Origin of the sequence: Acinetobacter sp. YH01018, from assembly GCF_013420295.1 — a bacterium.
Lineage (GTDB): Bacteria > Pseudomonadota > Gammaproteobacteria > Pseudomonadales > Moraxellaceae > Acinetobacter.
On sequence record NZ_VOYL01000006.1, the window covers coordinates 16,911 to 42,272 of the forward strand.

Consider the following 25,362-nt stretch of genomic DNA (forward strand, 5'->3'; position numbering starts at 1 on the left):
AAAGTAATGCACAATTATAAAAAAGGATTGCTCTGCATTATGGTTTTATCTGCTATGTCATTAATGGCAGCGGAGGATAAAACCATTAAGGTCACGACGTTTGCAGACGAAAATGGTGAAAACAGTAATGCATGTTCATTGCGTGAAGCAATCATTACTGCGAAAAAAAATATAGGTTATGGGGGGTGTACAGCTGGAAATACGCTTAATGGTGTAGCAGATAAAATTCAATTAGAAGCCGGTACATATAAATTAAGTTCAGAACTCGTGCCGGAATCGGCTTTGGTGATTAGTGGCGTTTCACGTTTTAACTATGATGAAAAAGATAAACTGACACAAAAATATCCTGCATTTGAACAGATAAAAACTATTATTAGTGGTGAAAATCGTTCAAGAATTTTTAATACCAGTATTAGTGAAACCAGTCTAACGCTAAATGATATTCAACTTGAAAAAGGTTATGCTGAAAATGGTCGGGGCGGGGCATTATTACTCGGTGGAGCTTTAAGCTTCAATAAGGGTGCAATTCTAAACTCGAAGGCGGATATTGCAGGGGGGGCAATTTATAATATTGCGCAAGATATTGAAAAAGAAGTCAAGATAAGTAACAGCTTAATTCAAGGGAATCAGGCCAATAAAGGCAGTGTTATTGCAATGGACTGTTACGGCAATCTGGGAGATACCAAACCTGCGGTGACCATTGCTCAAAGCAGTATTATTCAGAATGGTTCGATCGCCAGTGCGAGTGCATTAGATTTTTGTGGTGTTGCAAAGGTAAACTTATCTGCGAATACGATTGCACAAAATATAGCAAACTCAAGTAGCGGTAGTATTTTACGGGCAGTGAGTGACGGTTTAGATCGTTTTAGTCCTTATTCAACTTTAACCGCCATTAGTAATACGATCGTAGAAAATTCAGCATACAGCACCTTTTTATATGATCAATCGGGCAGCAAAGTTTTCGCATTCAATATTCTGGCTTTTAATAATTCGGATAAATCCTGTCGTTATAACTCGGTTAATGGTGTTCCGAGTGAAAAAATGATTTTTGTTGCAAGCAATAATGCCTTGAACTTGGCATCAGGAACAGATCAATGTGTGTTACCTAAAATTACTTTAGAGTCCACGGTTGAAAGTTCGAAAAATTTAGATGTCTCTAGCACCAGTTTTTCTAGCTTACTGTCTAAGATGACGGAATCATCAGCATATAATATGTTCTTGCCTTTATATTATCCAAGAGATAATCAAAGTGCGGCAGATTTAATTGATGTCAATCGTTCAGGTTGTAGTGATTATGATCAACGCGGTTTAAGCCGTTTTTTAGATACAGTTTTACAACTTGAACCAAGCAAAAAGAATAGTTGCGATATCGGTTCGGTTGAACGTATGAATTTATCCGCTATAGATATTACAGATTTAAAAAATAGCTCGATTATTAGTTTACTGGAATTTTATCAGTCCAATATTGATGAACTTAAGGCATTAATTGATGAAGGAGTTAAAAACTCAACCGGAATCAATGATTTCAAAGAGGAATTAGCTCAATACGAAAATCTGTTGAAATATACCAAGCAGCACCAAAAATACCGTGCTATTTATTTTGACCCATTTGTACTGGCGATTCCTGCAGAAGAGCAGGTAAGTGATACATCAGGTGAAGACTATCGCATCAAGAGTTTAAATGCCGATAACTATACTGTTGAGGTTGAGCCTTATGGCATTGGTACACTCACCGTAACCGATGGTAATGCTGTGCTAAAAGGTGAACTAGATGACTTAAAATGCGAATGGAATGCAGATTTCAAACAGATCATGATCTATCGTACAAGTGGTGAATTGCTTAATACTGCTGATTATGCCTATTGTAAATACACGCTTAAAGAAAAGGGTGGTGAAGCCAAGCAGTCTTCAGGTATTTTACAGGCCAGTTTTGTAAATATTACTCCTGTTGCAAAGGATGATATTTATTCTATTAGTTCAAGTTCTAATCTGGAAGTAACCGTTAATCCTCTGGAAAATGACCATGATAATGGTGATGGCCTGACTTCTACTGTAGCTGCAGCAAAACCGGCATTTTACCAAAATAAACAAGGACAAGAGATTCCAATCCAAATTGAGAAGTTACCAGCTGGGTTGACTATGACGGCAGAACGCCAGGGTCCTTGTCCGGGTACTGATGCTAGTAATATATGTTATGGTGGAAAATTGCATTTTGCAGTTAAGAATAATCTCAGTCAATTCGATTATCCGGTGACTTATAAAATATATGATGCTGAGGGATTGGGATCAAATACTGCCACTATTTATCTGAACAACACTGTCCAAAATACCAATTCATCATCGAGTGGTGGTGGGGCATTTGGAGTATATGGTGTATTTGCTATTCTAGGTTTAACTTTATATCGACGTTATCGAATGAAATAATAAAAAAGCCGCTGACTTCAGCGGCTTTTTTGATTTTAATTTTTTAAATATAATCAAATAATTAATGATTTTTAGTCATTTGTGGGAAATATTTACTGATATATTCTTCGCGAATGAGCGGGCGCTCTTCAGGTGTCGCTTTTTGCATACGAATACCCAATTCTTTACGTTCTTGGCTGCTCATTTTCTGCCAGGTTTCACGCATTTTCTGTTTTTCTTGTTCTGGAAGTTGGGTAAACCAATCCATACGCTGCTGTAAAGTAGTGCCTTGTGCTTCGGGTAATTCTTTGAGTGATTGGTAACGTTGAATGAGTGCACGTTGTTCACTATCGGATAATGTTTCCCAGGTTTCTGCAACTTGTGTATCAGCATCTTTGGAAAAAATCCAAAAACGTTCGAAACCAGCAAAACTGGTTTGTAAAAATCCGAGTGCACAAAAAGCAAAGGCTAATTTTTTAGCTGCCATGTGGAACCTTATCCTCACCTAAAACCATTAACATTTCCAAATCTTCAACCATTTGAGGAGATAGTTTTGGGGTCACTACTACTTGATTTTGCGGTTTTTCTGACATTTCAAAGGAGTTTGGCAATACCACGAATCCTGCAATTGCGGTGGCAAGAGCAAAACCTGACATTTTCCAAAGCCCATAACGGGATGTTTCTCGTGCTTGAATTTCTTCAATGACATGATGCATCACCACGGGTTTGGCTTTGTGATGTTGTGCGAGCCCATCGAGTTTGGAAGTAACTTGTTTTAAGAAATCATCTTGTTTCATTCGGATGACCCTCCACGATATGGATTCAAATGTGCTAAAGAAGCTTTGAGGCCTTGAATAGCACGGTGATAATGGGTTTTTACACTCCCTTCACTGCACTGCATGATTTGTGCAGTTGTGTGTGTATCAAAACCTTCCCAAGCACGAAGCATAAAAGCTTGCTGCTGGCGAACAGGAAGCTGAGCGATGGCTTCTTTGATTTCTTCGGCAGTCACGGCTTGATTAAGAAAATCGAATGGACTAGGAGTAGTCTCATCGACAATATCATTTAACTCAAGATCGTCATCATCCAGACTGACTTTCTTGAAAAAAGAAAAAGGTTGCACCCGACGAGCTTCTTTTCTGCGCCAGTCTTGCAGTTTATGGTTTAAGATGGTGTAAAACAGGGGATACCATTCATCAGTCGATTTATCAGCATAAGCTTTGTGCAAGGAAATAAATGCTTCCTGTACCAAATCCATCGCGATACCTTGTTGACCTTGAGTCGCACTTTCCATCATGACCAAGGCACGTCCAGTCACATCCTGCATAAAAGTCTTCAGGCGTTGTTCAGCCGTACTCTTCAGAGTACTTAAATTTTCTGACTGAGACTGTTTTGGTGCTGAATCCATAGAGATGGAAAATCCTGTCATTGGATACCCACCATTATTTCCAATTTCATAGTTATATAACGTTGAAAATAATGGTTTGGTTGACAAAAATAATATTATTTTTCTAGTGTAGTCTATTTTTTAACATCCATCAGTGATGTTTAAAATAAAGTAACGAAAGATCAGTTTATAAACGCTGACGAACCATTTCGAAGAAACAGACTGAACCCGCAATAGCAACATTCAGGGATTCTTGTCCGCCGGGCTGGGGTATGGAAACGGCTTGTGCATGTGCAAGGGCGTACTCAGAAACCCCTTGACCTTCGTTGCCTAAAATCCAGACACAGGATTGGGTCAAATCTTTCGTATACAAGCTTTCTGATTCATGTGAACTGGTTACATATACCGGAATCTTGAATTGAGACAAAATATCTTCCAGTGTCACATTTTCATAAGTATGCAAGGAGAAATGTGCACCCATTCCGGCACGCAGTACTCGTGGTGACCAAAGCGAAGCTGAACCTTTGGTGCAGACAATTTGTCGAATACCGGCAGCAGCAGCGGAGCGGAGTAAAGTACCGACATTGCCAGGGTCCTGAATATTTTCCAGAATTAAGGTGTCTGCCGTGAAATCTAAAGCATGACGGGAAGTGGGTAAATCGACGATGGCAAGACAAGCCAGTGTGGTGCCCAGCGTACTTAAATCTTTATACAGGGATTCACCAATGACAAAGACTGCACCTTGGTATTGCTCGGCAATACGGTCAAAATCAGGATGGCTTAAAGCCTGTTCGGTGGTAAAAATAGATTTGATTTTTCTATCTTCAGCTAACCAGGCCAGACACAAATGGGTGCCTTCAAGTACGGTTTGACCTTGTTTTTTGCGATATGAATTCTGCTCAATTAAGCCACGCAAGTGTTTAATTTTGGGATTATCTTTTGATTCTAGAAAAATAGTCGGCATGGGAGAATAAATCCACGGAAGCAAGTTATGAGGACTTACTTCCGCTATAAGAAAAATTAATTATGATAGCCAGTTACGAGGTCAACTTCATTTTTAGAACCAATCACTACAGGTACACGTTGGTGAAGTTCAGTCGGCTGGATGTCCAGAATACGTACACGACCAGTGGTAGATGCACCACCTGCCTGTTCCATCAGCATACTCATTGGGTTTGCTTCATACATTAAACGTAGACGACCGGCTTTTTTCGGATCTTTAGTGTCATATGGATACATAAAAATACCGCTACGGCAAAGAATACGGTGAATATCACCCACCATACACGCCACCCAACGCATGTTAAAGTCTTTTTCACGCGGGCCTGTTTTGCCTGCAAGCAATTCATCAATATAACGTTTTACCGGTGCTTCCCAGTGACGTTGATTCGATGCGTTGATGGCATATTCTTTAGTATCGGCAGCAACCTGAATATTTTCAGAAGTCATTAAAAATTCTTTGCTTTCAGGGTCGAAAGTAAAGAATACCACCCCAGCACCTACAGTTAGCGCCATCATGGTGGATGGGCCATAAAGCACGTAACCTGCAGCAGCCTGGTTTGTACCAGCTTGCATAAAGTCTTCAGCTTTGGTCACTGCATTTTTAGCAGGCAAAATAGAGAAAATGGTCCCGACACACATGTTGATATCGATATTACTAGAACCATCGAGAGGATCAAACAATACCAGATACTTGCCGTTTTCTTGTGCAGGAGTGAATTCGTCTAATTCTTCAGAAGCCAGACCACCCACATGTGGATGAACTTTTAAAGCATTAATTAAATAATCATTTGAAATTACATCAAGTTTCTTTTGTTCTTCACCCTGAACGTTTTCGTGTTGTGCACTTCCTAAAACACCAGCCAAAGCACCTTTTTGCAATAATTGATCGATGTCTTTACATGTATTGCCAATTGTTTCAATAACTTGAGCCAATTCAGGTGTAAGATTCCCGTTTTGTTGTTGTAAATATTGGGAAAGGGTGAGGTATGACATGACAGGAAAGCTCCAATTAGAAAATGATAAAAAATTATCAAATGAATATGGGCAGCTATTTTAGATGAGAACGTGGCAAAAGAACAATTAAACTCTGCTATTTGTCGCGATTTTACTCTTGTAAGTTCTGTGGAAAATGCTATGTTGAGTTCTATAGGTTATGGAAAACGTGATAGGAGCATAATTATGACAACGCAAAAGTTTGATGCGACTCCAACGCCAAATGAAGCTATGAGTTTAGATGATATTTCTGCCGAAAAAGTGAAAGAGGCGTGGAAAGCATATGAAGCTAAACCTGAATACAAAAAATTCAACAAGCATGATCTGATTGAATCCATGCAGCATCCGCAAGAAGCCTCTCAGGCATCTGAGAAAGCTTAAAAAAAGCGCTCAAATTTGAGCGCTTTTTTTATATGGTAACCCTTATTTTAATAAAGGCGGAACGGCTTCGTAGTTGATTTCTACGCGGCGGTTTTCTTTCCATGCATTTTCGTCATGACCCGGATTAACCGGCATTTCCTTGCCATAACTTACGGCTTCCAACTGGGTTGCAGCTACACCGTTAGTCAGCAAGAAACTTTCTACTGCCTTGGCACGACGTTCGCCCAAGGCCATGTTGTATTCACGGGTACCACGTTCATCGGTATGACCGGTCAAAGCAACTTTTGAATTGGCATTGGCGACAAGAAATTGGGCATGTGCCTGAAGGGTTTGATAGTCCTCATTTGAAAGTTCACTGCTGTCATAGTCAAAGTGAACCACACGCTTGGCTAGGAATGCCTTGTTCGCAGCCGTCACACCTTTAGATGACGCACCTGCCAGGTTTTGTGCATTCAAGGCAGCATCTTCACTTAGACCTTCAGTACTGACGGTAGTGGCCCCGCTCGGATTTTGTCCTGCCTGAATTTCAGCAGCAGGCTTGCGGCTGGCACATCCAGTCATCACCAGTGCTGTAGCAAGAACAGGAAGTACTAATAATTGAATTGCTTTCATCTTTATCTCCATGATTATCATTACTTTAGATTAATAAAATTAATTCGCTTGTATTGTTATTTAGGGGCCCAAGCCGGTTCACGAACCTCGCCCTGTTCACTTGGCAGGTTCATGCGGAAACGACCATCCAGTGACATGATAGACAATAAACCACGGTTTCCTTCACGGGTTGCATAGACCACCATTTGACCATTTGGAGAGAAACTTGGTGACTCATCCAGACTGGTCGGGGTAAGAATGTTGGTAATACCGGTGTTGATGTCCTGGATGGCCACTTTATAGTTGCTACCACTTGGACGATGAACCAGAGCAATTTTTTTGCCATCTGCACTTAAGGTACCACGGGCATTAAATGCGCCACGGAAGGTCAGACGCTTACTTGTGCTATTGGCAAAATTATAGCTATAAATCTGTGCTGAACCACCGCGGTCAGAGGTGAAAATAAAAGATTTACCGTCTGGAGCATAACGTGCTTCGGTATCAATGGCACTGTCATTGGTCATGCGCTGTAGTTCACGTGTATCCAGGTTCATTTGATAGATTTCAGGATTGCCATGCATGGAAGCTGTAAATAGCATGCTCTTGCCATCCGGTGAGAAACTTGGCGCACCATTCAGTCCACGGAAGCTGGCCAGTTTTTCACGGTTTCCTGTAGCCAAGTCCTGTACGTAAATGGCCGGACGTTTGGTTTCAAATGAAACGTAAGCAATTTTTTTTGCGTCTGGGGTCCAGGCCGGTGACAGGATAGGATCACGGGAAGTCAGAATGGTTCTCGGCTGCTCACCATCGGTATCGGCAATTTGTAGGGTATAGCGTTGTTCCGGTGTTGCTGGGTTACGCAGTACATAGGCGATACGACCGCTGAAATCACCTGGAATACCGGTCAATGCCTGGTAAATGGCATCACTGATCATATGACCAGCTTGACGGATACGCGAAGCCGGTACAGTCAATAATTCATTTAACAGGTATTGCTGTTTTTCTATGTCATAGAGCTGATAATGAACTTCAAAACTGCCATTATCAGTAGTTTTTACCGTACCGGTTACCACATAAGGCACACCGGCAGCTTTCCATGCTTCTGTATTCGGATTATTCATGCTTGCAGTGGCAGGAAGATTTTTGGAAGCGCTGGAAAATTTACCGGAACGGTTCAGGTCATTTTCGACGATTGGGTAAATACTTTGATCATTATTAAATGGAATAATGGCAATTTTTGGCGCTTCTTCAGGTGCCTTAGCAATCTCCAGATGTAATTGAGCATAGGATTGCGTGGCTAATACCGGGCTTAAAGCGGCCAAAATGGTTAGGCAAAGTAGATGTTTACGCGTCATTTCCATCATCTGCTACGTACTCTAAAAAATATAAATTATTGTGAATCTGCTTGTGTCACATAATGGCATGATTTTGAGTGATTGAAAGCCCATCATAATGACTAAACTGTTATAAGACTGTGAAAAGTGAATAAAATTTTGGCTGTTTTATCGACTATCCAGTTTAAATGCCAAAAAAAGCCACATCAACCAGAATTTGATGTGGCTTCTAGTTATCTCGCCGTAAAGCTTGAAGTAAAGGTTCTTGCTTCACGTCGTGCATCGGGGTCTGAAGGCATTGGATAAGGTGCAGCTGCTCGAACAGCAGCTTCTACACTGGCTTTCATGTCAGGGTCGCTCGAGTTGACAATCACGGACTGAACCGAACCGCTATCACTTAAAGTGACTCTGGCAGTGGCTTTTTGACCTGATGAGCCACTTGGGATGTCCCATGCACGTTTGATTTTATTTTCAAAATCACGTTTTGCTGTTGAGGCAATTTTCTTGGCTTCAGCCTTTTTGGTTGCAGCTTCTTCCGCTGCCTGTTTGGCGGCTGATGCTTTGGCTTCTTCCACGGCACGTTCACGTGCTTCCGCATCCGCTTTAGCTTTATTTGCAGCATCGGCTTTTGCTTTTGCAGCGGCATCAGCCTTGGCTTTATTTGCAGCATCGGCTTTTGCTTTTGCAGCGGCATCAGCCTTGGCTTTATTTGCAGCATCGGCTTTTGCTTTTGCAGCGGCATCAGCCTTGGCTTTATTTGCAGCATCGACTTTTGCTTTTGCTGCGGCATCGGCCTTGGCTTTATTTGCAGCATCAGTTTTGGCTTTTGCAGCAGCTTCAGCATGCTGTTTATCCGCCTCTGCTTTTCTTAATGCATCCGCTTTTACTTTTTCTGCTTTTGCACGTTCAGCCTGATCTGCTTTACGTTTGGCATCTGCTTCCATTTTTGCAGCGGCATCAGCCTTGGCTTTATTTGCAGCATCAGCTTTAGCCTTTACAGCGGCATCGGCTTTGGCTTTCTCGGCAGCATTCGCTTGAGCTTTTGCAGCAGCCTCAGCTTGGGCTTTTAATTTATTTGCTTCAGCAACTTTTGCATTTTCAGCAGCCTGCTGTTCAGCCTTTTGCATCGCTTCGGCAGCAGCCTTGGCTTGCTGTACGGCTTTATCGGTATCAGGTTTTGCCGGTGCTGGAGTAGGGGGTGCAACTGGAATCACAGGAGCAGGTTCAATACTTGGTTCAGCCGTTTGGGTGATTTGTTCAGCGACATTTTTGTCTGCTGTTTCATCAAACTCTGTGACTTCAGGTGTGACAGGTTTTAAATCTTCAGGTTTAACTAAAACGGTAGTGATCTTTTTGGGCGGCTCAGGTGGTTGACTCATGCCCAGATAAAGCAAGCCAACCACTGCAATAACATGCACCCCAAGGGTGAAGCCAATCGCAACTGCATTTTGTTTAAAAGGCGGCTTTTTAAAATCTTTCATAAATTATTTTAATGGCTCAGTCAGTAAACCCACTTGAGTTAATCCTGCATCCTGTAAGGCAGACATGAGTTTCATGACTTCACCATAAGGACGAGATTCACTGCCGTTAATCAGTACACTCATTTGTTTTTTCTGTGCTGAAGCTTCACGTTGTGACTCAGTCAGTACAGCTTTTAATTCATCGAGTGTGAGTACATCATTATTATGTGATTTATCTTCAAGTTTAATGGTGCCATCTGTTTCAAGTGTGACAATGGCAGGGCGGTCTTCGGCCTGCATGGGTGCACCATTTGCTTGAGGCAAATCAACTTTTACCCCTGTAGTAATCATGGGTGCAGTGACCATAAAAATCACCAACAGCACCAGCATCACGTCGATATAAGGGACAACATTCATGTCACTTTTTAATGGTTTTTTGATACGCTCAAAGCGTCCGGAACGTTGAATTGCCATCAGTCATTTTCCTGTGTAGAACCCACAGTTTGACGTTGTAACAGCGCCACCATTTCTTCAGCAAATAAAGCGCGGTCTGAATAAACTGCTTCACCTTTTGCGGTGTAATGGTTAAAGGCCAAAACAGCAGGAATGGCTGCAAACAGACCAATTGCAGTGGCGATTAATGCTTCGGCAATACCTGGAGCTACGGTTGCCAGTGTAACCTGATCGACCTCTGCCAGACCAATAAAGGCATTCATGATGCCCCAAACCGTACCAAACAGTCCGACATAAGGCGCAACTGAGCCAATGCTTGCCAGCGCACCCAAACCTTGTTCAAGGTGTCCCTGATCACGGCTAAGACCCACACGCAGGATACGTTCAGTACTTTCAATACTTTGCTGGGCAGGCGCATTGCGTTTTTTAAGTTTGAAAAATTCACCCAAGCCATGATAGAAAATATCTTCCAGACCGACACGTTTGGAATTGAGCTGGGCATTGTTATACAGGGTATTTAATTCAGCCCCCGACCAGAAGATTTTTTGAAAGTGTTGATCTTCGGCCTGGGCTTTTTTATAACTCATATGTAACTTGGCAATCAGATACCAACTATATAATGATGCCAGAAGTAGCAGCAGCATTACCAGTTGAACCACAGGACTTGCTTGTAAAATAAGATCTGATACGTGTAGCGAAGATTCTAGTTGTGTTGCCATAGTTACAATGTGCCAATAAATTTTTTTAGTCTTGTCCTAACTCTTTGAGAATTAGTGTACGGATTTCCTCAGGAAGTCGGGTTGGACGCATACCATCTACGCTGATACATGCCAATTCGACTTCACCAGAGGCAAGCATGATTTCACCACGATAAATATTCTGTTGCAATACAAATGATGTCGCTTTACACGAAACTACACTCGCGGTAACAGTAATCAGGTCATCCATCAGGATAGGGCGTGAATATTTCACGTTAATTTTATGAACGACAAAGTTGTAATCTTTTTGGTGCCAGTAGTGATCTACGCCTGAAGCACGTAGCCATTCGGTACGGGTACGTTCCATAAAACGAATATGGTTTGCATGATAGACAATGCCACCGGCATCGGTGTCTTCAATATATACACGAATGTTGAATTCGAATTTATTCGCCATGATTGTGTCCCATTTTTCAATTCAGTTTTATGGTTTTAGCTGTGCTTTTAGCGGTTTAAAAAAACTGTGAAAATGACGGTTTTTTTGCCAAGAGTCAAGCTGTGTAACGCGTGGCAGTTTATCATTATGAGAATTGAGTCCAATGGCACAAGGTTTCAAATGAAATTTATTCTGTATTCAATCTGCAAAACCTGTAAATACGAAAAGTGAGCAAAGGATGCTCACTTTTTTTAAACGTACTTATTTTTTTGTGGTTTGTCTCTTTTTCCAGTCGGCCTGTACCTGTTCGGCAACTTTTGGATAATCCAGAATAAAACGCACATGGCTTTCTACCCCGGTTTTTAAAGTCTTATTATCGACAATAAATAACGGGTTATGGTTAGGTGCGGCTTTGGTCATGTCCTGATCGGCAGGAGTTGCCCCCACAAAGACAAACAAGGATGGCATCAGCTGACCATAATAGGCAAAATCTTCGCTGGCACTGGCATTGTTGTCCAATACATGCAGTTTATCTTCGCCATTCACCTGAGCCAGCGTGGGTTGCATCAGTTTGGTTAAGGTTTTGTCATTGGTCGTAACAGGCGCGTAGGGTGCAATTTCCACTTTTGCTGTGACCTGATTGGCAGCGGCATTATGTTCTAGCATGTTCGGTAAAGTTTTTAAAATGCTCTGGCGAACATCTTCACTGTTAGAACGAATGGTACCCACCATATTCACCTGATCGGGAATGACATTACCCGTTGTTCCCCCGTGAATACTACCAATGCTGACTACGCCCATGCCTTTGGTCAAATCTGCATTACGACTAATCAAACTTTGCATGTTGTTGATCATTTGCGACGAAGCATAGATTGGATCGCGACCCAGCCAGGGCATGGAACCATGTACCTGCTTGCCGTTGACCTGAATGCGTAAATGATCCGCACTGTTCAGAATGGCACCATCTTTATAGGAGATATTACCGCTTGGCATACCTGCCATTACGTGCATACCAAAAATAACTTCCGGTTTGGGATTGTTCAATGCACCATCGGCAATCATTTTACGTGAACCGATCAAATGACCTTGAGTAAAATTATCAATATCAGCACCGCCTTCTTCAGCCGGTTGGAAAACAAATACCACAGTACCTGCAATTTTATCTTTATTGGCTGCTAAGGCCTTGGCTGCACCCAGTAACATCGCGGTATGAGCATCATGACCACAGCCGTGCATGACATCGGTTTCTTTGCCCTGATAAATGGCTTTGACTTTACTGGCATAAGGAAGTCCAGTTTTTTCTTCAATCGGAAGGGCATCCATGTCGGCACGTAATGCCATCACTGGACCCGGTTTAGCTCCTTTAAGTACCCCGATGACACCGGTTTTGGCATAGCCTTTACGCACTTCTATCCCATAAGATTTTAACTCTTTTTGTACCAGCTCGGAGGTTTTGAATTCCATATTGCCCAGTTCGGGATTTTGATGAATATGCTGTCGAAGCTGAATGGTATGGGCTTCTACATTTTTAACGGAATCATCAATCCAGTCTGCAAGGCTCAGCTGGCTGCAAAGAAAAAGTGGAAGACAAAGGGAGATCTGCTTGTATATGTCCATATATTACCGAATCCTTAAAGGTTGAGATCATTTCAGTGAATCCATAGCATTGCATAATGAAGGAAATTTAGACAAAACTATTTGAGTGCCCTTAATATACTTTTAAGGTATATTTGTTGTTAGTTGCTGGAATACAAAGGTTTTATATGGACTTCGAGACTATAAATACTTTGCGATTTATGTGAAATTAGCTTTTATCAATTTTGTTTATCCCTCTTAATTTTCGGATCTGTGACCCAACAATTTTATTTGATTCAATCCATTATTAGGGCATTACAACACTGCATGACATTCGAGTTTAAAATGAGTCGCTTTTTGAAATATATAATTATTTTTGCCTTGGGGTTTGCACTGTGGAATTACTGGCTGAAACCGGATAAAGGGATTTCAGAGGCTGCTGATTATCAGTCTGCTCAAGGAATTCATCAGTTTGATGGCTATAGGATGAAAAATCTGGAAGCGTATGCTGGCGAGTTTCGGGTTTTATCCAGAGAAGACTATAGTTTTGGACGAGAGGCGGAACTTAGTCCAGTTGATTTTGCTTTGGGATGGGGCAGCATGACCAATCCTGCTGTTTATAAACAGTTATCGATCAGTCAGAGTAATCGCTGGTATTACTGGCGTTATGAAAATGCACCGCCCATTCCGGTCAATGAAATTTCAACGCACAGTGCCAATACACACTTGATCCCTGCATCGAAACAGATTGCAAAGCAGCTCAAAGCTATTGATCAAGATGATTTGATTTATTTAAAAGGACAGCTGGTTGAGGTCACGGCTGCTGATGGCTGGACTTGGCGTAGTTCACTTAGCCGTGAAGATACCGGGAATGGTGCGTGCGAGTTGATGCTGGTGGAAGAGGTGAGGGTGATTTCTAGGTCTTAGGGCTTTTATTTTTAGTGGTGCTAGTTTGTTAATCAAACAGCAGCATGCTTTGATTTTGTGCTTATAAGAAGTTTTAGAATTCGCGTAGATAAATTATAAGATTTCACTGCCACAATTTTTCAATAAAATTGAAATATATTTGTGTAGGCAAAGTCTTACTTTTGAGAGGCCAAAAGTAAACAAAATCCCTTTGTTGGATTGAGGGTATGTCCATATACCCCAATCCAACGGGCGACATCCATGTCGCCTGTCAATTGATTTTTTAAAAGTGATGAATCTAAAAATAAAAATATAAGTTGATGAGTTGTAATAAAATATTTTAGGTAATATTTTGATTTTTAAGGGGTAGGAATTGGCGAACCAACAAGAAAGCATGCAGGCAGTAGTTTTACAGCAGCCGAATGGGCAGAAATTATTTTTAGATATTCAACACTCCACAGATTGGGTTGTAGCAGCATCAATTATTTGTTCTGTTTTTATAAGTTTTATTGGTTTTTTGATTACAATTTATGTGGTGAGAAAGTCTACAGAAAGCCAAATAAAGTCGAATCAAGAACTAATTCAAAGCCAAGAGAAACAGAATAAAATTGAAACAGCTATTCATTTAAGCAAGGAAAAAATTGATGCAATTCGTTTAGCAAGTGCTGATTTTATTTCATTATATGAAAATTTATTATATGAGTCGAAAAACTTACAAAATAACTTAGATATAGATTATCCAATTGAATATGTAGTCGATTTAACTAAAAAAAGAGATCTAATGGAAAGTTTAGGTACTAAACTAGAACTATATATAGGTAATTCGACCCCTGAAGAAAAGTTAACTAGAGCTGATATTATTTTATTCAAGCGAAGGACTATTTCTAATATTACTCCAAGTTTTAGAAAGGAAAAAATAGAAATTAATCTATCAGACTTAAAAGAAGAGGTACGATTATTTAAGGAAAAGATATTCAATTTTTTAAATAGTGAACTAACCAAGGTAAAGGAGGGAGTCTAAACTCCCTTTTCTCATTTGTCCTTCGGCTCAGGTGGCGTCATGCCAAACTGCAAATATGCCATATTAGTGGCAATACGGCCACGTGCAGTACGCATGGTATAGCCTTGCTGAATCAGATAAGGCTCAATCACATCTTCTAGCGTGCCTGAATCTTCTGCCATGGCAGCAGCCAAAGCTTCCACACCGGCAGGGCCACCATCAAAACGTTCTAACAACATGCTTAAATAACGACGGTCTAAAGTATCCAAGCCATCTTTATCGACATTCAGCATATCCAGTGCACGTTGTGCCATTTCCTGAGTCACTTCGCCTGTACCTTTGACTTGAGCATAGTCACGTACACGACGCAGCAAACGGTTGGCAATACGTGGTGTGCCACGGGCACGACGGGCAATTTCTTGTGCACCATCAGCAGTCATGGGAACATCCATTAAACTGGCAGAACGCGACACAATATGAGTCAGGTCGGCAACTGAATAGAATTCCAGACGCTGCACAATACCAAAACGGTCACGTAGCGGAGAGGTGAGCAAGCCTGCACGTGTGGTTGCAGCAACTAAGGTAAATGGGGGTAAGTCGAGTTTAATTGAACGTGCACCCGGTCCTTCACCAATCATGATATCCAGCTGGTAATCTTCCATCGCTGGATACAGAATTTCTTCAATCACAGGTGAAAGACGGTGAATTTCATCAATAAAGAGCACATCGCCTTCTTCCAGATTGGTCAGCATGGCAGCCAGATCGCCTGCACGTTCCAGTACCGGACCAGAAGTGGATTTTAAATTACCGCCCATTTCGCGTGCGATAATATTGGCCAGTGTGGTTTTACCTAAACCCGGTGGGCCAAAAATCAGGGTATGGTCGAGAGCTTCGCCACGGCCACGGGCTGCGCCAATAAAGATTTCCATTTGCTCGCGGACCACGGGCTGACCGATGTAGTCATCGAGGGAAGTGGGGCGAATGGCACGATCAAAATGATCTTCAGGTTTTTCAGAACCACTGATGAGACGGTCTTGCATATGTGTTTAATCTATCTCTTTACGGTCATTTGAGGTGGATTAATTCACAGCCTCAAAAATCTTTTAGGTTTTATATGCCTTTAGTGTAGGCAATTTTCACTTTTGACTGGGCAAAAGTGACAAAACCCATTTGTTAAACTGATGCTACATCCTTGTAGCATCAGTTTAACGGCGACATCCATGTCGCCTGCGTGTATCCAAGATTGTTGGACATTTTTATTTATTCATCGATTTTAATGCAGCGCGAATAATGTCGCTGGCTTCAGTATAGTCAGCTTTAACGGCATTAATCAGTTTTTGTGTTTCAGCAGGTTTGTAGCCTAAAGACTGTAAAGCTGCTTCGGCTTCTGCGACGGCAGAATTACCCGTAAACTGAATTTGTGGTGTTGTTGAATTGGTCGGAACATTGCCAGCAGACATGGCTTTGAAGCGGTCACGCAGTTCAATCATCAAGCGTTCAGCGGTTTTCTTGCCGACACCCGGTACTTTAACTAGCGTATTCACATCTTCATGTTCAACAGTATGAATTAGCATGTCGACGCTGAGAGTAGAAAGAATACCCAAAGCCATTTTAGGCCCCACACCGTTGACTTTAAGCAGGGTACGGAAAATGGTTTTCTCTTGCGCATTTAAAAAACCATAGAGTAATTGAGCATCTTCACGAACGGCGAGATGCGTCCATAAGGTAACTTTCTGGCCTTTTTGTAATTGGCAAAATGTGGAAAGCGGGGTATCGATTTCATAGCCCACGCCATTTACATTTAATAATACTGTTGGTGCTTCTAGAGCCAACACCTCGCCAATAAGACATCCAATCATGTTTATTTATTCACTTATCTATCGTTGGTTGCATAGTAGTGAGCATTTGTACGAAAGGCAAAATGCTCAGGTATAATTTTTAAATCTGATGAAAATTTTAGCCAGCATATCTGCAACATTTTTACATCAAGCCGGCTTTATTGCCCTGTAACTCTTGCGACAGGTTATAGGCCTGATGGTCTGAGAATTTCGAAATAATATCCAGCACCTGCATAATATTTTCATAGTGATTACTTTGAAAATTGACTCCGGCGCGTTGTAACATAGACATCAAGCGCTGCTCTTTAAAGCTTAAAGTCTTATGAGGTGTAGTCAGCGGAATAAAGGCATCCAGAATATTTTGCAGACTTTGATGGGCAATAATCTCTAAACCAGCCTTTTGCGGATGTTCAAAAATCTTGTCACGGGCTAAATTTTTGGCTCGTTCAATCCCCCATTCAATATCTTCAGAACAATATTGCAATAAACTGCCTTTGAGTTGTCCTGATAAAATTTCAAAGTGATGTTTGGTAAAAGCAGTGGTCACTTCATCCACAAGACGTTTCATCACCCGGCCGCGTAAAGCAGCAATTTTTTGCTGCCAGGTGGTTGGTATGGATAATTCTTCAGGCCTGCCATAATCTGCAATCAGGTCGAGGAAAACCGGTTCGACTTCTTCATAAGACAACATATTTAAAATAATGCCATCTTCCAGATCAATCAGGGCATAACAGATGTCATCCGCAGCTTCGAGTAAATAGGTCAGCGGATGACGGCAATACTGATATTCACCAAGCTGAATTAAACCGAGCTGCTCTGCAATTTGCTTGAGAGTCTCTTTTTCAGACTGGTAACAGCCAAATTTTGCCCGCTGATTGGCAGGGCGATCCCCTTGTGAGGCAATGGTTTTCGACAGCCACGGATATTTTAAATAAGCGCCTAAAGTGGCGTAAGTTAGACGCATGCCGCCATCATTGGGATGATAGTCAATTTTGGTTAGTAAACGTAAACCTTGGGCATTGCCCTCAAACTGGCGTACATCGGCCTGCTCTTCCGGGGTGAGTTTTTTTAAAAAATTGCCATGTGAAGCATCATCAAACCATTCGCGAATGGCATATTCACCGGCATGTCCAAAAGGTGGATTACCAATATCATGTGCCAGACACGCAGCCTGAATAATGGCACCGACATCGGCAGGGGAAATCCACACCGGGAGTTGATCTTTAATTTTTTCCGCTGCCAGCATGCCCAATGAACGGCCAATACATGATACTTCGAGCGAATGGGTTAAACGGGTGTGAATACCATCGTGCTGGGTCAGGGGGTGGACTTGGGTTTTACGGTTGAGCTGGCGGAAACTTTGCGAAAAGATAATGCGGTCATAATCTTTGTGAAATGGGCTACGTGCCTGTTCTGAACTTTGTTTTTTGCTACCAATACGAACTGTCGAAAGCAGTTCCAACCAACGCATTTGTTCCATTTATCGTTATTCAATGAAGAGCTGAATTCATCATGCCAAAAAAAAGTCCAAGCGACTAGAGTAGGGCGACATGATTTGTCTTTCTGATAATGCACTGAGCTGGGTACTAGTGTTTGAGCTCAATCATTTACTCAAGAGATCTCTTTCATGAATCCAATACCTGCTAAAATCTATTTTTTCTTTTGACTTTACGAACAGCTTATAGTTATTGAAAAATGATTTATGAAAGAACGCTAAGACATCAAGAATGAAAAGATGCAGAATTATGTAACACTGGCTAAAAGATACGGAATTGAGCATAAGCTGTAATATTGAAATAATATTTAGAAACAAGATAGTGCAGGCTTAAATTTATATAAGATTCAAAATTTTTATCTGAAAAATAAAATATTCTTCCATGTTCTTGAAAGAATAGATGGCACATTCGTGAATTTCTATCTAGCTGATTTTGCCAATACACAGTAGAATATGCGCTCTCTCTAAGTCACATTGGCGGTAGGGTCCAATAGACCTGCCCGTGGAGCCAAAATCAGCATGTTTATCGTGGCCGGTGCACCAGCACACTCTTCTTTTAAGAAAACTCAACTCTTAAACCGTCTCGCGTCAATGAGTTCTGTTCAATCAATTGAAAGTCAATGGATTTATCTGTTTGATCAAGCGCTCAACGAACAGCAGCATCAATCTGCATTACAATTATTAAATGATGGTGCTTCTTTTGAAGTTCGTCAGGCAGCAAGTGATGAAATTCAGATTCTTGTAACGCCACGTCTAGGCACGATTTCTCCGTGGTCTTCTAAAGCGACTGATATTTTTGCCAACTGTAATACCCCGATACACCGCCTTGAACGCGGTGTTTTGTTTACTTTAAAAGGTATTTCTGAAGTATCCAATGAAGTTAAACAGGTTTTACATGACCGTATGACTGAAAGCGTGTTCAATCATATTGATGACGCTGCAGCTTTATTTGTTGAAACTGCACCAAAACCTTTAAATAGCATTGATATTTTAGGTCAGGGTAAACAAGCACTGGTTAAAGCCAACTCTGAATTTGGTTTTGCCTTGTCAGATGAAGAAATTGATTATTTAACCGCAGCATTTAACAAGCTGGGTCGTAACCCGCACGACATCGAATTGATGATGTTTGCTCAAGCCAACTCTGAGCATTGCCGTCATAAAATCTTCGGTTCAGAATGGACAATTGATGGTGAAAAACAGCCATTATCATTGTTCCAAATGATCAAGAATACTTATAAAGAATCTCCAACAGACGTATTGTCCGCTTATAAAGATAATGCTTCTGTCATCGTGGGCTTTGACACACAGCGTTTCTATCCGAAAAAAGATAACGAAACAGGTCACCACGTTTATAAATACAAGAGCCAAGCTGCTCACATCCTCATGAAAGTGGAAACCCACAACCATCCAACAGCGATTGCACCATTTGCTGGTGCTGCGACTGGTTCGGGCGGTGAAATCCGTGATGAAGGCGCAACGGGTCGTGGTGGTAAACCGAAAGCAGGTTTAACCGGTTTCACGGTGTCTAACCTGAACATTCCAGGCTTTGAACAACCTTGGGAAGAAAACTACGGCAAACCATCGCGTATGGCATCTCCACTTCAAATCATGATTGAAGGCCCATTGGGCGGTGCTGCGTTTAACAACGAATTTGGTCGTCCTGCGTTAAACGGTTATTTCCGTACTTTCGAACAAAACGTCAATGGTGAAGTGAAAGGCTTCCACAAGCCAATCATGATTGCCGGTGGTTACGGGAACATCCGTCCTGACCATGTTGAAAAAGATGCCATCCAACCGGGCGACTTGTTAATCGTTCTTGGTGGTCCTGCAATGTTGATCGGCCTAGGTGGTGGTGCAGCATCTTCTGTAGACAGCGGTAAATTGGGTGAAAACCTGGATTTCGCTTCTGTACAACGTGAAAACCCGGAAATGGAACGTCGTTGTCAGGAAGTGATTGATGCGTGCTGGCGCATGGAAGATTTCAACCCGATCGTGTCTGTACATGACGTCGGTGCGGGCGGTATCTCAAATGCCATGCCTGAGTTGGTCAATGACCATGAATTGGGTGCAGTGCTTGATCTGCGTAAGATTCCATCACTTGAGCCAGGCATGTCTCCAATGGAAATCTGGTCGAACGAAGCACAAGAACGTTATGTATTGGCGATTCGTCCAAGTTCTTTAAGCCTGTTTGAATCACTTTGTGCACGTGAACGTTGTCCGTTTGCAGTATTGGGTGAAGCGACTGAAGCACGTCACTTAACTGTTGAAGATCCATTGTTTGAAAACAAAGCCGTGGATATGCCAATGCAGGTGATGCTTGGCGGTACACCACGCATGAGCCGTTCATATGAAACGATTGAACGCAAAGGCGACGACTTCGATGCAGCTAAAGTCACTGATTTGAAAGATGCGATTTTCCGTGTTCTTAAAAACCCGACCGTTGCTTCTAAATCGTTCTTAATCACCATCGGTGACCGTTCGATTACCGGTATGGTTGCACGTGACCAGATGGTGGGTCCTTGGCAAGTTCCTGTAGCAGATGCTGCAGTCACTACAACCAGCCTTGTCGGTTACACTGGTGAAGCGATGGCGATGGGTGAGCGTCCACCAGTTGCGCTTTTAAACCCTGCTGCATCAGCACGTTTGGCTGTAGCTGAGTCTATTAGCAACATCATGTCTGCAAAAATCGAGCAGATTAGCGACATTAAATTGTCTGCAAACTGGATGGCAGCTGCAGGCCAACCGGGTGAAGACCAAGCGTTATTTGAAGGCGTAAAAGCCATCGGTATGGAAATGTGTCCTGCGCTGGGTATTGCAATTCCTGTTGGTAAAGACTCACTGTCTATGCGTACCACCTGGAATGATGAAGGTGAAGACAAGTCTGTAACATCTCCAATGTCTGGCGTAATTACTGCATTTGCACCGGTGACTGATGTACGTCAAACATTGACCCCTGAATTGAAAAACCTGGATTCAGTACTGGTACGTATTGATCTTTCTAAAGGTCAGTTCCGCCTTGGTGGTTCGATTCTGGCTCAGGTGTATAAAGCCATTGGTTCTGTAACTCCAGATGTAGACAGTTTCGAAGATTTCAAAGCATTCTTTGCATTGGTTCAGGACTGGAATAACCGTGGCCTGATCAAGGCTTATCATGACATCGGTGATGGTGGCTTACTCGCGACTGTTGCAGAAATGATGTTTGCTTCACGTTTGGGTGTAGCACTGGAAGATCAATCGACTGCAAGCCTGTTTGCTGAAGAAATTGGTGCAGTACTGCAAATTGCTACTGCTGATTGGGAAGCATTACAGGCAGAAATCGCTGAATCTTCACTTAAAGATGCTATCTCTGTAGTAGGTAAAGTGAACAATACTGACCAATTGACTATCAACGGTCTGGTACTTGAACGTGCTGATTTGCAAGTAGCTTGGACTGAAGTATCACATCAAATTCAACGTTTGCGTGACAACTCTGAAACTGCGGATTCTGAGTTTGCTTTAATCACTGACAAGAACCACAAAGGTATCATCGCACAGCCGACATTCGACCTGAATGAACCTGTTGAAGCGCCGTATATCAATTCACGTCGTCCAAACATGGTGATCTTGCGTGAACAGGGCGTAAACGGTCATGTGGAAATGGCTGCGGCATTCGATAAAGTCGGCTTCAACACTGTTGACGTACACATGAGCGACTTGCTTGCTGGCCGTATCAGTCTGGATGACTTTGAAGGTATTGTGGCTTGTGGCGGTTTCTCTTACGGTGACGTAATGGGCGCAGGCGGTGGCTGGGCGAAATCAGTATTGTTTAACCCTAAACTGCGTGACCAGTTCGAGAAATTCTTCCATCGTCAAGAAACCTTCTCTTTGGGTATCTGTAACGGTTGTCAAATGTTGTCGCAATTGGCTCCACTGATTCCGGGTGCGGAAAACTGGCCTCGTTTCCACCGTAACACTTCAGAAGTATTTGAAGCGCGTGCAGTGAACGTTCGTGTTGAAAAATCTCACTCTATTTTGTTAGACGGTATGGAAGGTTCGATTCTTCCAATCGCGGTAGCACATGGTGAAGGCCGTGTAGTTGCAACTGAAGACAAAATTGCTGCATTAAATGCAGGCAATCAAGTCAGCCTGCGTTATGTAGACAGCTTGGGTAATGCTACACAGCAATATCCATTGAACCCGAACGGTTCACCAGAAGCGATTACTGGTGTGACATCTACTGACGGTCGTGCAACGATTATGATGCCGCATCCTGAACGTAACTTCCGTGCTGTTCAGCATTCTTGGAAACCTGAAGAATGGACTGAAGATGGTGCATGGTTACGCATGTTCCGCAATGCACGTAAGTTCATTGGTTAATTCTGAAGTGTTTTGAAAAAAGCCACCTTCGGGTGGCTTTTTTATTTTGTATCTATTTTTTATTTTATTTTTATTTCTCCCGCTGGACTTGGTTTGGATTTTGCTTTTATATTGGTGTGAAAGATGATTTGCATATTTTATGCACAATCATGATGCAATATGGAAGAAAGATGGTTCACTAAATATAAGTTCAGGATTGAATCTCTAAGCGAGGTGACACAATGCCAAAAACTGCAATCTATACAAATGTTGATAAAGCGACTTTACGTAAGAAAGGATGGATGTTTTTTATGGCAGTCGTAGGGCTACAAATGTTGTTCTTGATCGGTAGTTATTTGTTGCAAAGTTCTTAATTTTTAAATTGAAAAAGCCACCGTGAGGTGGTTTTTTTGTGTTGGATATTTTAATAAAGTCACAGCTTCGCTGATTGTGCGAAATTTTAATCAATAATGCGTAAGCAATGTTTTACTTTTGATGCAGCAAAAGTAACAAAATTGCTTTGTTTGGTAGAGGATACGTCCTTGTATCCCTACCAAACGAGCGACATCCATGTCGTAAGTCATGTGATTGGATTTCAGTTTTTTATAAAATAACTTTTTGAATTTTAGAATTTATTTATTTGTTATAATAAATTAGTTAATTAAAAACATACGGAATAAAAATTGAAAAAGAAAGAATATAAATTAAAAAATAATATAGTTTTTGGAGCTGTTGTTGGCTTAGCGGGGATTGCTTGTGGTTTGTGGCTTCTAATCTCTTTGGAGAAATTATCAGGAACTGAGTTTGTAGGTTTTAGTCTTGGATTTGCTGTGATTGGATTGATCATAGCCTTTGCAGCTGAGGTTCAAGAATTTTCAATTGCAGGAAATGGCGTCAAATTGAAAGAATTAAGGTCGGAAGCTGAAAAGACCATAGAGGAGTTAAAAGAAGCTAGAACAGAATTATTTAGAGTTTTAGTCCAAAAAAGTATTTATGGATCAGGTGGGTTTTGTAGTGATTGTATAGTAGATGAATGTGCTGAATCATTTTGTGAGTTAATTGAACAAATTGAAAAATTTAACTGTTTAAATAAATTAAGGTTAGATGTTGAAAAATCATTAAGATTAATATTATCTCGGCAGTACAATAACTTGTATATGCTTCATTTGCCAAATAAGAAGCATACAGATTCACTTGAAAGTTATGATAACCCTCGAGATTTAAGAATTAAAATAAGCGATGAATGTATACAGAAATATATTTCAAGGAAGTCTAATCAATTCACCATGGAAGAAGGAAGATCAGAATTAAATGATGCTATTGAAGTGTATGCAAAATTATATGCTATAAAAATTAAACTCGATAAATTAGCAACAGAATCATAGAAAAATACTTAAAATTTTGTTCTAAGTTTCATCATTAGCTTATAAAAAACGGCCTCAATCAGCCGTTTTTATTGCTGAAATTCTAAGGTGATAATGGTGACCGAGATGAAAAGAAAAAATCGAATTTGAAGGGTTAGAACTAAACATAGAGCGTTTTTTGAGCAATGTAAAATATTGAACTGTCAAAGAAATGTCAAGAAAGGTGATAGGTAATTGTATTTAAAATGATTTTAATTTTTGATGTTCTGATAAGGTCTCAATGAAATCTGATAGAGATTAATTCAGGTTTAAGCGCTAAGATAATCCTATCTTTATTCTGTTTATTGATAGCATGCTTAAACTGATTTATTACGTTCCTGAATCTCATCTTGAATCAACCAAAAACGCCGTGTTTCAAGCAGGGGCAGGTGGGATAGGCAACTATGAGCATTGTGCCTGGCAGGTGTTGGGTACAGGACAGTTTAAGCCGTTAAAAGGCGCTGATCCTTTTATTGGTGAAGTGGGGGAACTGGAACAGGTCGAGGAATGGCGGGTAGAAACTATTGTGCCTGAAAATCAAGCATCTAATGTGGCAAAAGCACTCAAGGCCAGCCATCCGTATGAAGAGCCTGCGTTTGAGTTTGTTCAGATAGTAGATGTAAATTATTGACGATATTTGATTTGGGAAAGGGTGACATGGATGTCACCCGCTAGCCAGAGGTTCAGGGATGAACCTTCTGGCTAGCAAACGGTTTTGGTTACCTTACGGAATATATTCCTCACCTTTCAAAGTAACGTAAACGCCTCCACAAATTAAAAGTGAGTTATGACAGCTTACGGGGCTGTGCCGATTTGCAATTAAAATCAAACCTTCTGAACAAACAGCTCACGATCAAAACGGTATTGCGGGAAGAACACGCCATCCGCTGCACGTTCACCGGCAGCAATCACCATGACTGGATATTGTTGATCATTCAGATTTAAAATTTTATTGACCATCGGTTCATCAAAGCCTTCCATCATACAACTGTCAAAACCATAAGCACGTAAAGCTAAAACCAGGTTCTCACATGCTAAAGCCGTGGTCTTGCTTGCCCAAAGTTTTGCATCTGCCGGGTTAAAAGCAGTCACAGGCAATTGCTTATCGAGTGTACGTACAACTTTGAAAGCCACTTTCTTAAAGTTACCTATTACATTGAAGTAACCGGTTTTATAATTGTAGGGAATAAACTTGTAATACTTCTGCACAGCAGCAGGCACTTCAGGAAATGGAAACTCACTGATATTTTTCTTTGCCATTTCATCAATACGGTCGGTCCTTGCCACGCAGACAATCAGTTCAGCCGCAGTCTTTGCAGCCAATTGACCTAGACAGGCTTTTATCAACTGCTTTTTCTTGGCAGGGTTTTGAACCACATAAAAGGTCCAAGGCTGTAAATTGGATGAGTTCGGTGCAAGTAAAGCTAGATCTAAACATTCATCTAGCACTTCAGCAGGAATGGCTTTGTCAGTAAATTTTCGTACTGAACGACGGCTTTTTATGACTTTCTTAAAGTTTTCGACATCAATATCTTGTGGGGCTGGTTCAAAGTAGCGTTTCTTTTCAGTCTTGGCTTGGCTGGTCATGGTGTATTCCGTAACAATTTTTATTTGATGTGGGGGTAGAAATGAAAAAAACCACCAAGCAATGTAAATTACCCAGTGGTTTTTT

24 protein-coding genes are annotated in these 25,362 nt (G+C 41.4%); 8 read left to right on the forward strand and 16 right to left on the reverse strand.

The genetic code is table 11. From position 1 onward, the window contains the following. The first annotated feature begins 6 nt into the window (after positions 1–6). A complete protein-coding gene (locus tag FTT83_RS03620) occupies positions 7–2,424 on the forward strand; it encodes a CSLREA domain-containing protein (protein WP_180042199.1) in 2,418 nt (805 codons plus the stop codon). 61 nt (positions 2,425–2,485) lie between these two features. On the opposite strand, the gene FTT83_RS03625 is transcribed toward FTT83_RS03620, so the two are convergent. The 5 genes from FTT83_RS03625 to FTT83_RS03645 form a co-directional block, all read right to left on the reverse strand. Further along, positions 2,486–2,890 carry a DUF3106 domain-containing protein gene (locus tag FTT83_RS03625; RefSeq protein ID WP_180176250.1) on the reverse strand — a complete coding sequence of 135 codons (405 nt, stop codon included), beginning with the start codon at positions 2,888–2,890 and terminating at the stop codon, positions 2,486–2,488. Continuing rightward, complete coding sequence (locus tag FTT83_RS03630; RefSeq protein ID WP_180176249.1) at positions 2,880–3,200, reverse strand: hypothetical protein; 321 nt, start codon at positions 3,198–3,200, stop codon at positions 2,880–2,882. The genes FTT83_RS03625 and FTT83_RS03630 overlap by 11 nt, the downstream gene beginning before the upstream one ends. After that, positions 3,197–3,811 (reverse strand): RNA polymerase sigma factor, encoded by a 615-nt coding sequence (locus FTT83_RS03635; RefSeq protein WP_086196186.1) that lies wholly within the window; start codon positions 3,809–3,811, stop codon positions 3,197–3,199. The genes FTT83_RS03630 and FTT83_RS03635 overlap by 4 nt, the downstream gene beginning before the upstream one ends. A gap of 166 nt (positions 3,812–3,977) precedes the next feature. Beyond that, positions 3,978–4,754, reverse strand: coding sequence for an RNA methyltransferase (locus FTT83_RS03640; RefSeq protein ID WP_166167274.1), 777 nt, complete (start codon positions 4,752–4,754; stop codon positions 3,978–3,980). A 56-nt stretch (positions 4,755–4,810) separates the two neighbouring features. Beyond that, positions 4,811–5,785, reverse strand: coding sequence for a class 1 fructose-bisphosphatase (locus tag FTT83_RS03645; RefSeq protein WP_166167271.1), 975 nt, complete (start codon positions 5,783–5,785; stop codon positions 4,811–4,813). Positions 5,786–5,971: 186 nt separating this feature from the next. On the opposite strand from FTT83_RS03645, the gene FTT83_RS03650 reads away from it, so the two are divergent. Next, a complete protein-coding gene (locus tag FTT83_RS03650; RefSeq protein WP_086196183.1) occupies positions 5,972–6,166 on the forward strand; it encodes an NF038105 family protein in 195 nt (64 codons plus the stop codon). A 42-nt stretch (positions 6,167–6,208) separates the two neighbouring features. Here FTT83_RS03650 and pal read toward each other — a convergent pair whose 3' ends face one another. From pal to FTT83_RS03685, 7 genes are all read right to left on the reverse strand, one after another. Next, entirely contained in the window at positions 6,209–6,778 is a 570-nt protein-coding gene (gene pal / locus FTT83_RS03655) for a peptidoglycan-associated lipoprotein Pal (protein WP_180042203.1), read from the reverse strand. Positions 6,779–6,834: 56 nt separating this feature from the next. Next, positions 6,835–8,118 carry a Tol-Pal system beta propeller repeat protein TolB gene (gene tolB, locus FTT83_RS03660; protein WP_180042297.1) on the reverse strand — a complete coding sequence of 428 codons (1,284 nt, stop codon included), beginning with the start codon at positions 8,116–8,118 and terminating at the stop codon, positions 6,835–6,837. A gap of 206 nt (positions 8,119–8,324) precedes the next feature. Beyond that, complete coding sequence (gene tolA / locus FTT83_RS03665; RefSeq protein WP_180176248.1) at positions 8,325–9,572, reverse strand: cell envelope integrity protein TolA; 1,248 nt, start codon at positions 9,570–9,572, stop codon at positions 8,325–8,327. 3 nt (positions 9,573–9,575) lie between these two features. After that, positions 9,576–10,025: a protein TolR gene (gene tolR, locus FTT83_RS03670; RefSeq protein WP_086196179.1), complete on the reverse strand. Its 450-nt coding sequence runs from the start codon at positions 10,023–10,025 to the stop codon at positions 9,576–9,578. Continuing rightward, positions 10,025–10,723: a protein TolQ gene (tolQ, locus tag FTT83_RS03675; protein WP_086196178.1), complete on the reverse strand. Its 699-nt coding sequence runs from the start codon at positions 10,721–10,723 to the stop codon at positions 10,025–10,027. The genes tolR and tolQ overlap by 1 nt, the downstream gene beginning before the upstream one ends. A gap of 25 nt (positions 10,724–10,748) precedes the next feature. After that, entirely contained in the window at positions 10,749–11,159 is a 411-nt protein-coding gene (gene ybgC / locus FTT83_RS03680; protein ID WP_086196177.1) for a tol-pal system-associated acyl-CoA thioesterase, read from the reverse strand. A gap of 240 nt (positions 11,160–11,399) precedes the next feature. Further along, the gene (locus FTT83_RS03685; protein ID WP_218944742.1) at positions 11,400–12,755 is read right to left on the reverse strand and encodes an amidohydrolase; all 1,356 of its coding nucleotides are present in this window, start codon (positions 12,753–12,755) and stop codon (positions 11,400–11,402) included. 303 nt (positions 12,756–13,058) lie between these two features. Between FTT83_RS03685 and FTT83_RS03690 the strand changes: the two genes are divergently transcribed. Together FTT83_RS03690 and FTT83_RS03695 are read left to right on the forward strand one after the other, a co-directional pair. Beyond that, positions 13,059–13,640, forward strand: coding sequence for a hypothetical protein (locus FTT83_RS03690; protein ID WP_180042209.1), 582 nt, complete (start codon positions 13,059–13,061; stop codon positions 13,638–13,640). 352 nt (positions 13,641–13,992) lie between these two features. Next, complete coding sequence (locus tag FTT83_RS03695; protein ID WP_180042211.1) at positions 13,993–14,640, forward strand: hypothetical protein; 648 nt, start codon at positions 13,993–13,995, stop codon at positions 14,638–14,640. An 11-nt stretch (positions 14,641–14,651) separates the two neighbouring features. Here FTT83_RS03695 and ruvB read toward each other — a convergent pair whose 3' ends face one another. The 3 genes from ruvB to FTT83_RS03710 form a co-directional block, all read right to left on the reverse strand. Beyond that, positions 14,652–15,659, reverse strand: coding sequence for a Holliday junction branch migration DNA helicase RuvB (gene ruvB, locus FTT83_RS03700; protein ID WP_086196174.1), 1,008 nt, complete (start codon positions 15,657–15,659; stop codon positions 14,652–14,654). A gap of 216 nt (positions 15,660–15,875) precedes the next feature. Next, positions 15,876–16,478 (reverse strand): Holliday junction branch migration protein RuvA, encoded by a 603-nt coding sequence (gene ruvA / locus FTT83_RS03705; protein WP_180176247.1) that lies wholly within the window; start codon positions 16,476–16,478, stop codon positions 15,876–15,878. 121 nt (positions 16,479–16,599) lie between these two features. Then, complete coding sequence (locus tag FTT83_RS03710) at positions 16,600–17,937, reverse strand: deoxyguanosinetriphosphate triphosphohydrolase (protein ID WP_166167245.1); 1,338 nt, start codon at positions 17,935–17,937, stop codon at positions 16,600–16,602. Between the two features lie 534 nt (positions 17,938–18,471). Between FTT83_RS03710 and purL the strand changes: the two genes are divergently transcribed. From purL to FTT83_RS03725, 4 genes are all read left to right on the forward strand, one after another. Continuing rightward, positions 18,472–22,308, forward strand: a complete 3,837-nt coding sequence (purL, locus tag FTT83_RS03715; RefSeq protein ID WP_180042217.1) for a phosphoribosylformylglycinamidine synthase — start codon at positions 18,472–18,474, stop codon at positions 22,306–22,308. 221 nt (positions 22,309–22,529) lie between these two features. Beyond that, positions 22,530–22,661, forward strand: a complete 132-nt coding sequence (locus tag FTT83_RS16010; RefSeq protein ID WP_251992217.1) for a KGW motif small protein — start codon at positions 22,530–22,532, stop codon at positions 22,659–22,661. Between the two features lie 309 nt (positions 22,662–22,970). Continuing rightward, positions 22,971–23,672: a hypothetical protein gene (locus FTT83_RS03720; protein WP_180042219.1), complete on the forward strand. Its 702-nt coding sequence runs from the start codon at positions 22,971–22,973 to the stop codon at positions 23,670–23,672. A gap of 331 nt (positions 23,673–24,003) precedes the next feature. Next, entirely contained in the window at positions 24,004–24,321 is a 318-nt protein-coding gene (locus tag FTT83_RS03725) for a YqfO family protein (RefSeq protein ID WP_180042221.1), read from the forward strand. 194 nt (positions 24,322–24,515) lie between these two features. On the opposite strand, the gene FTT83_RS03730 is transcribed toward FTT83_RS03725, so the two are convergent. Beyond that, positions 24,516–25,277 carry a nitroreductase family protein gene (locus FTT83_RS03730; protein WP_180042223.1) on the reverse strand — a complete coding sequence of 254 codons (762 nt, stop codon included), beginning with the start codon at positions 25,275–25,277 and terminating at the stop codon, positions 24,516–24,518. Positions 25,278–25,362: the final 85 nt, after the last annotated feature.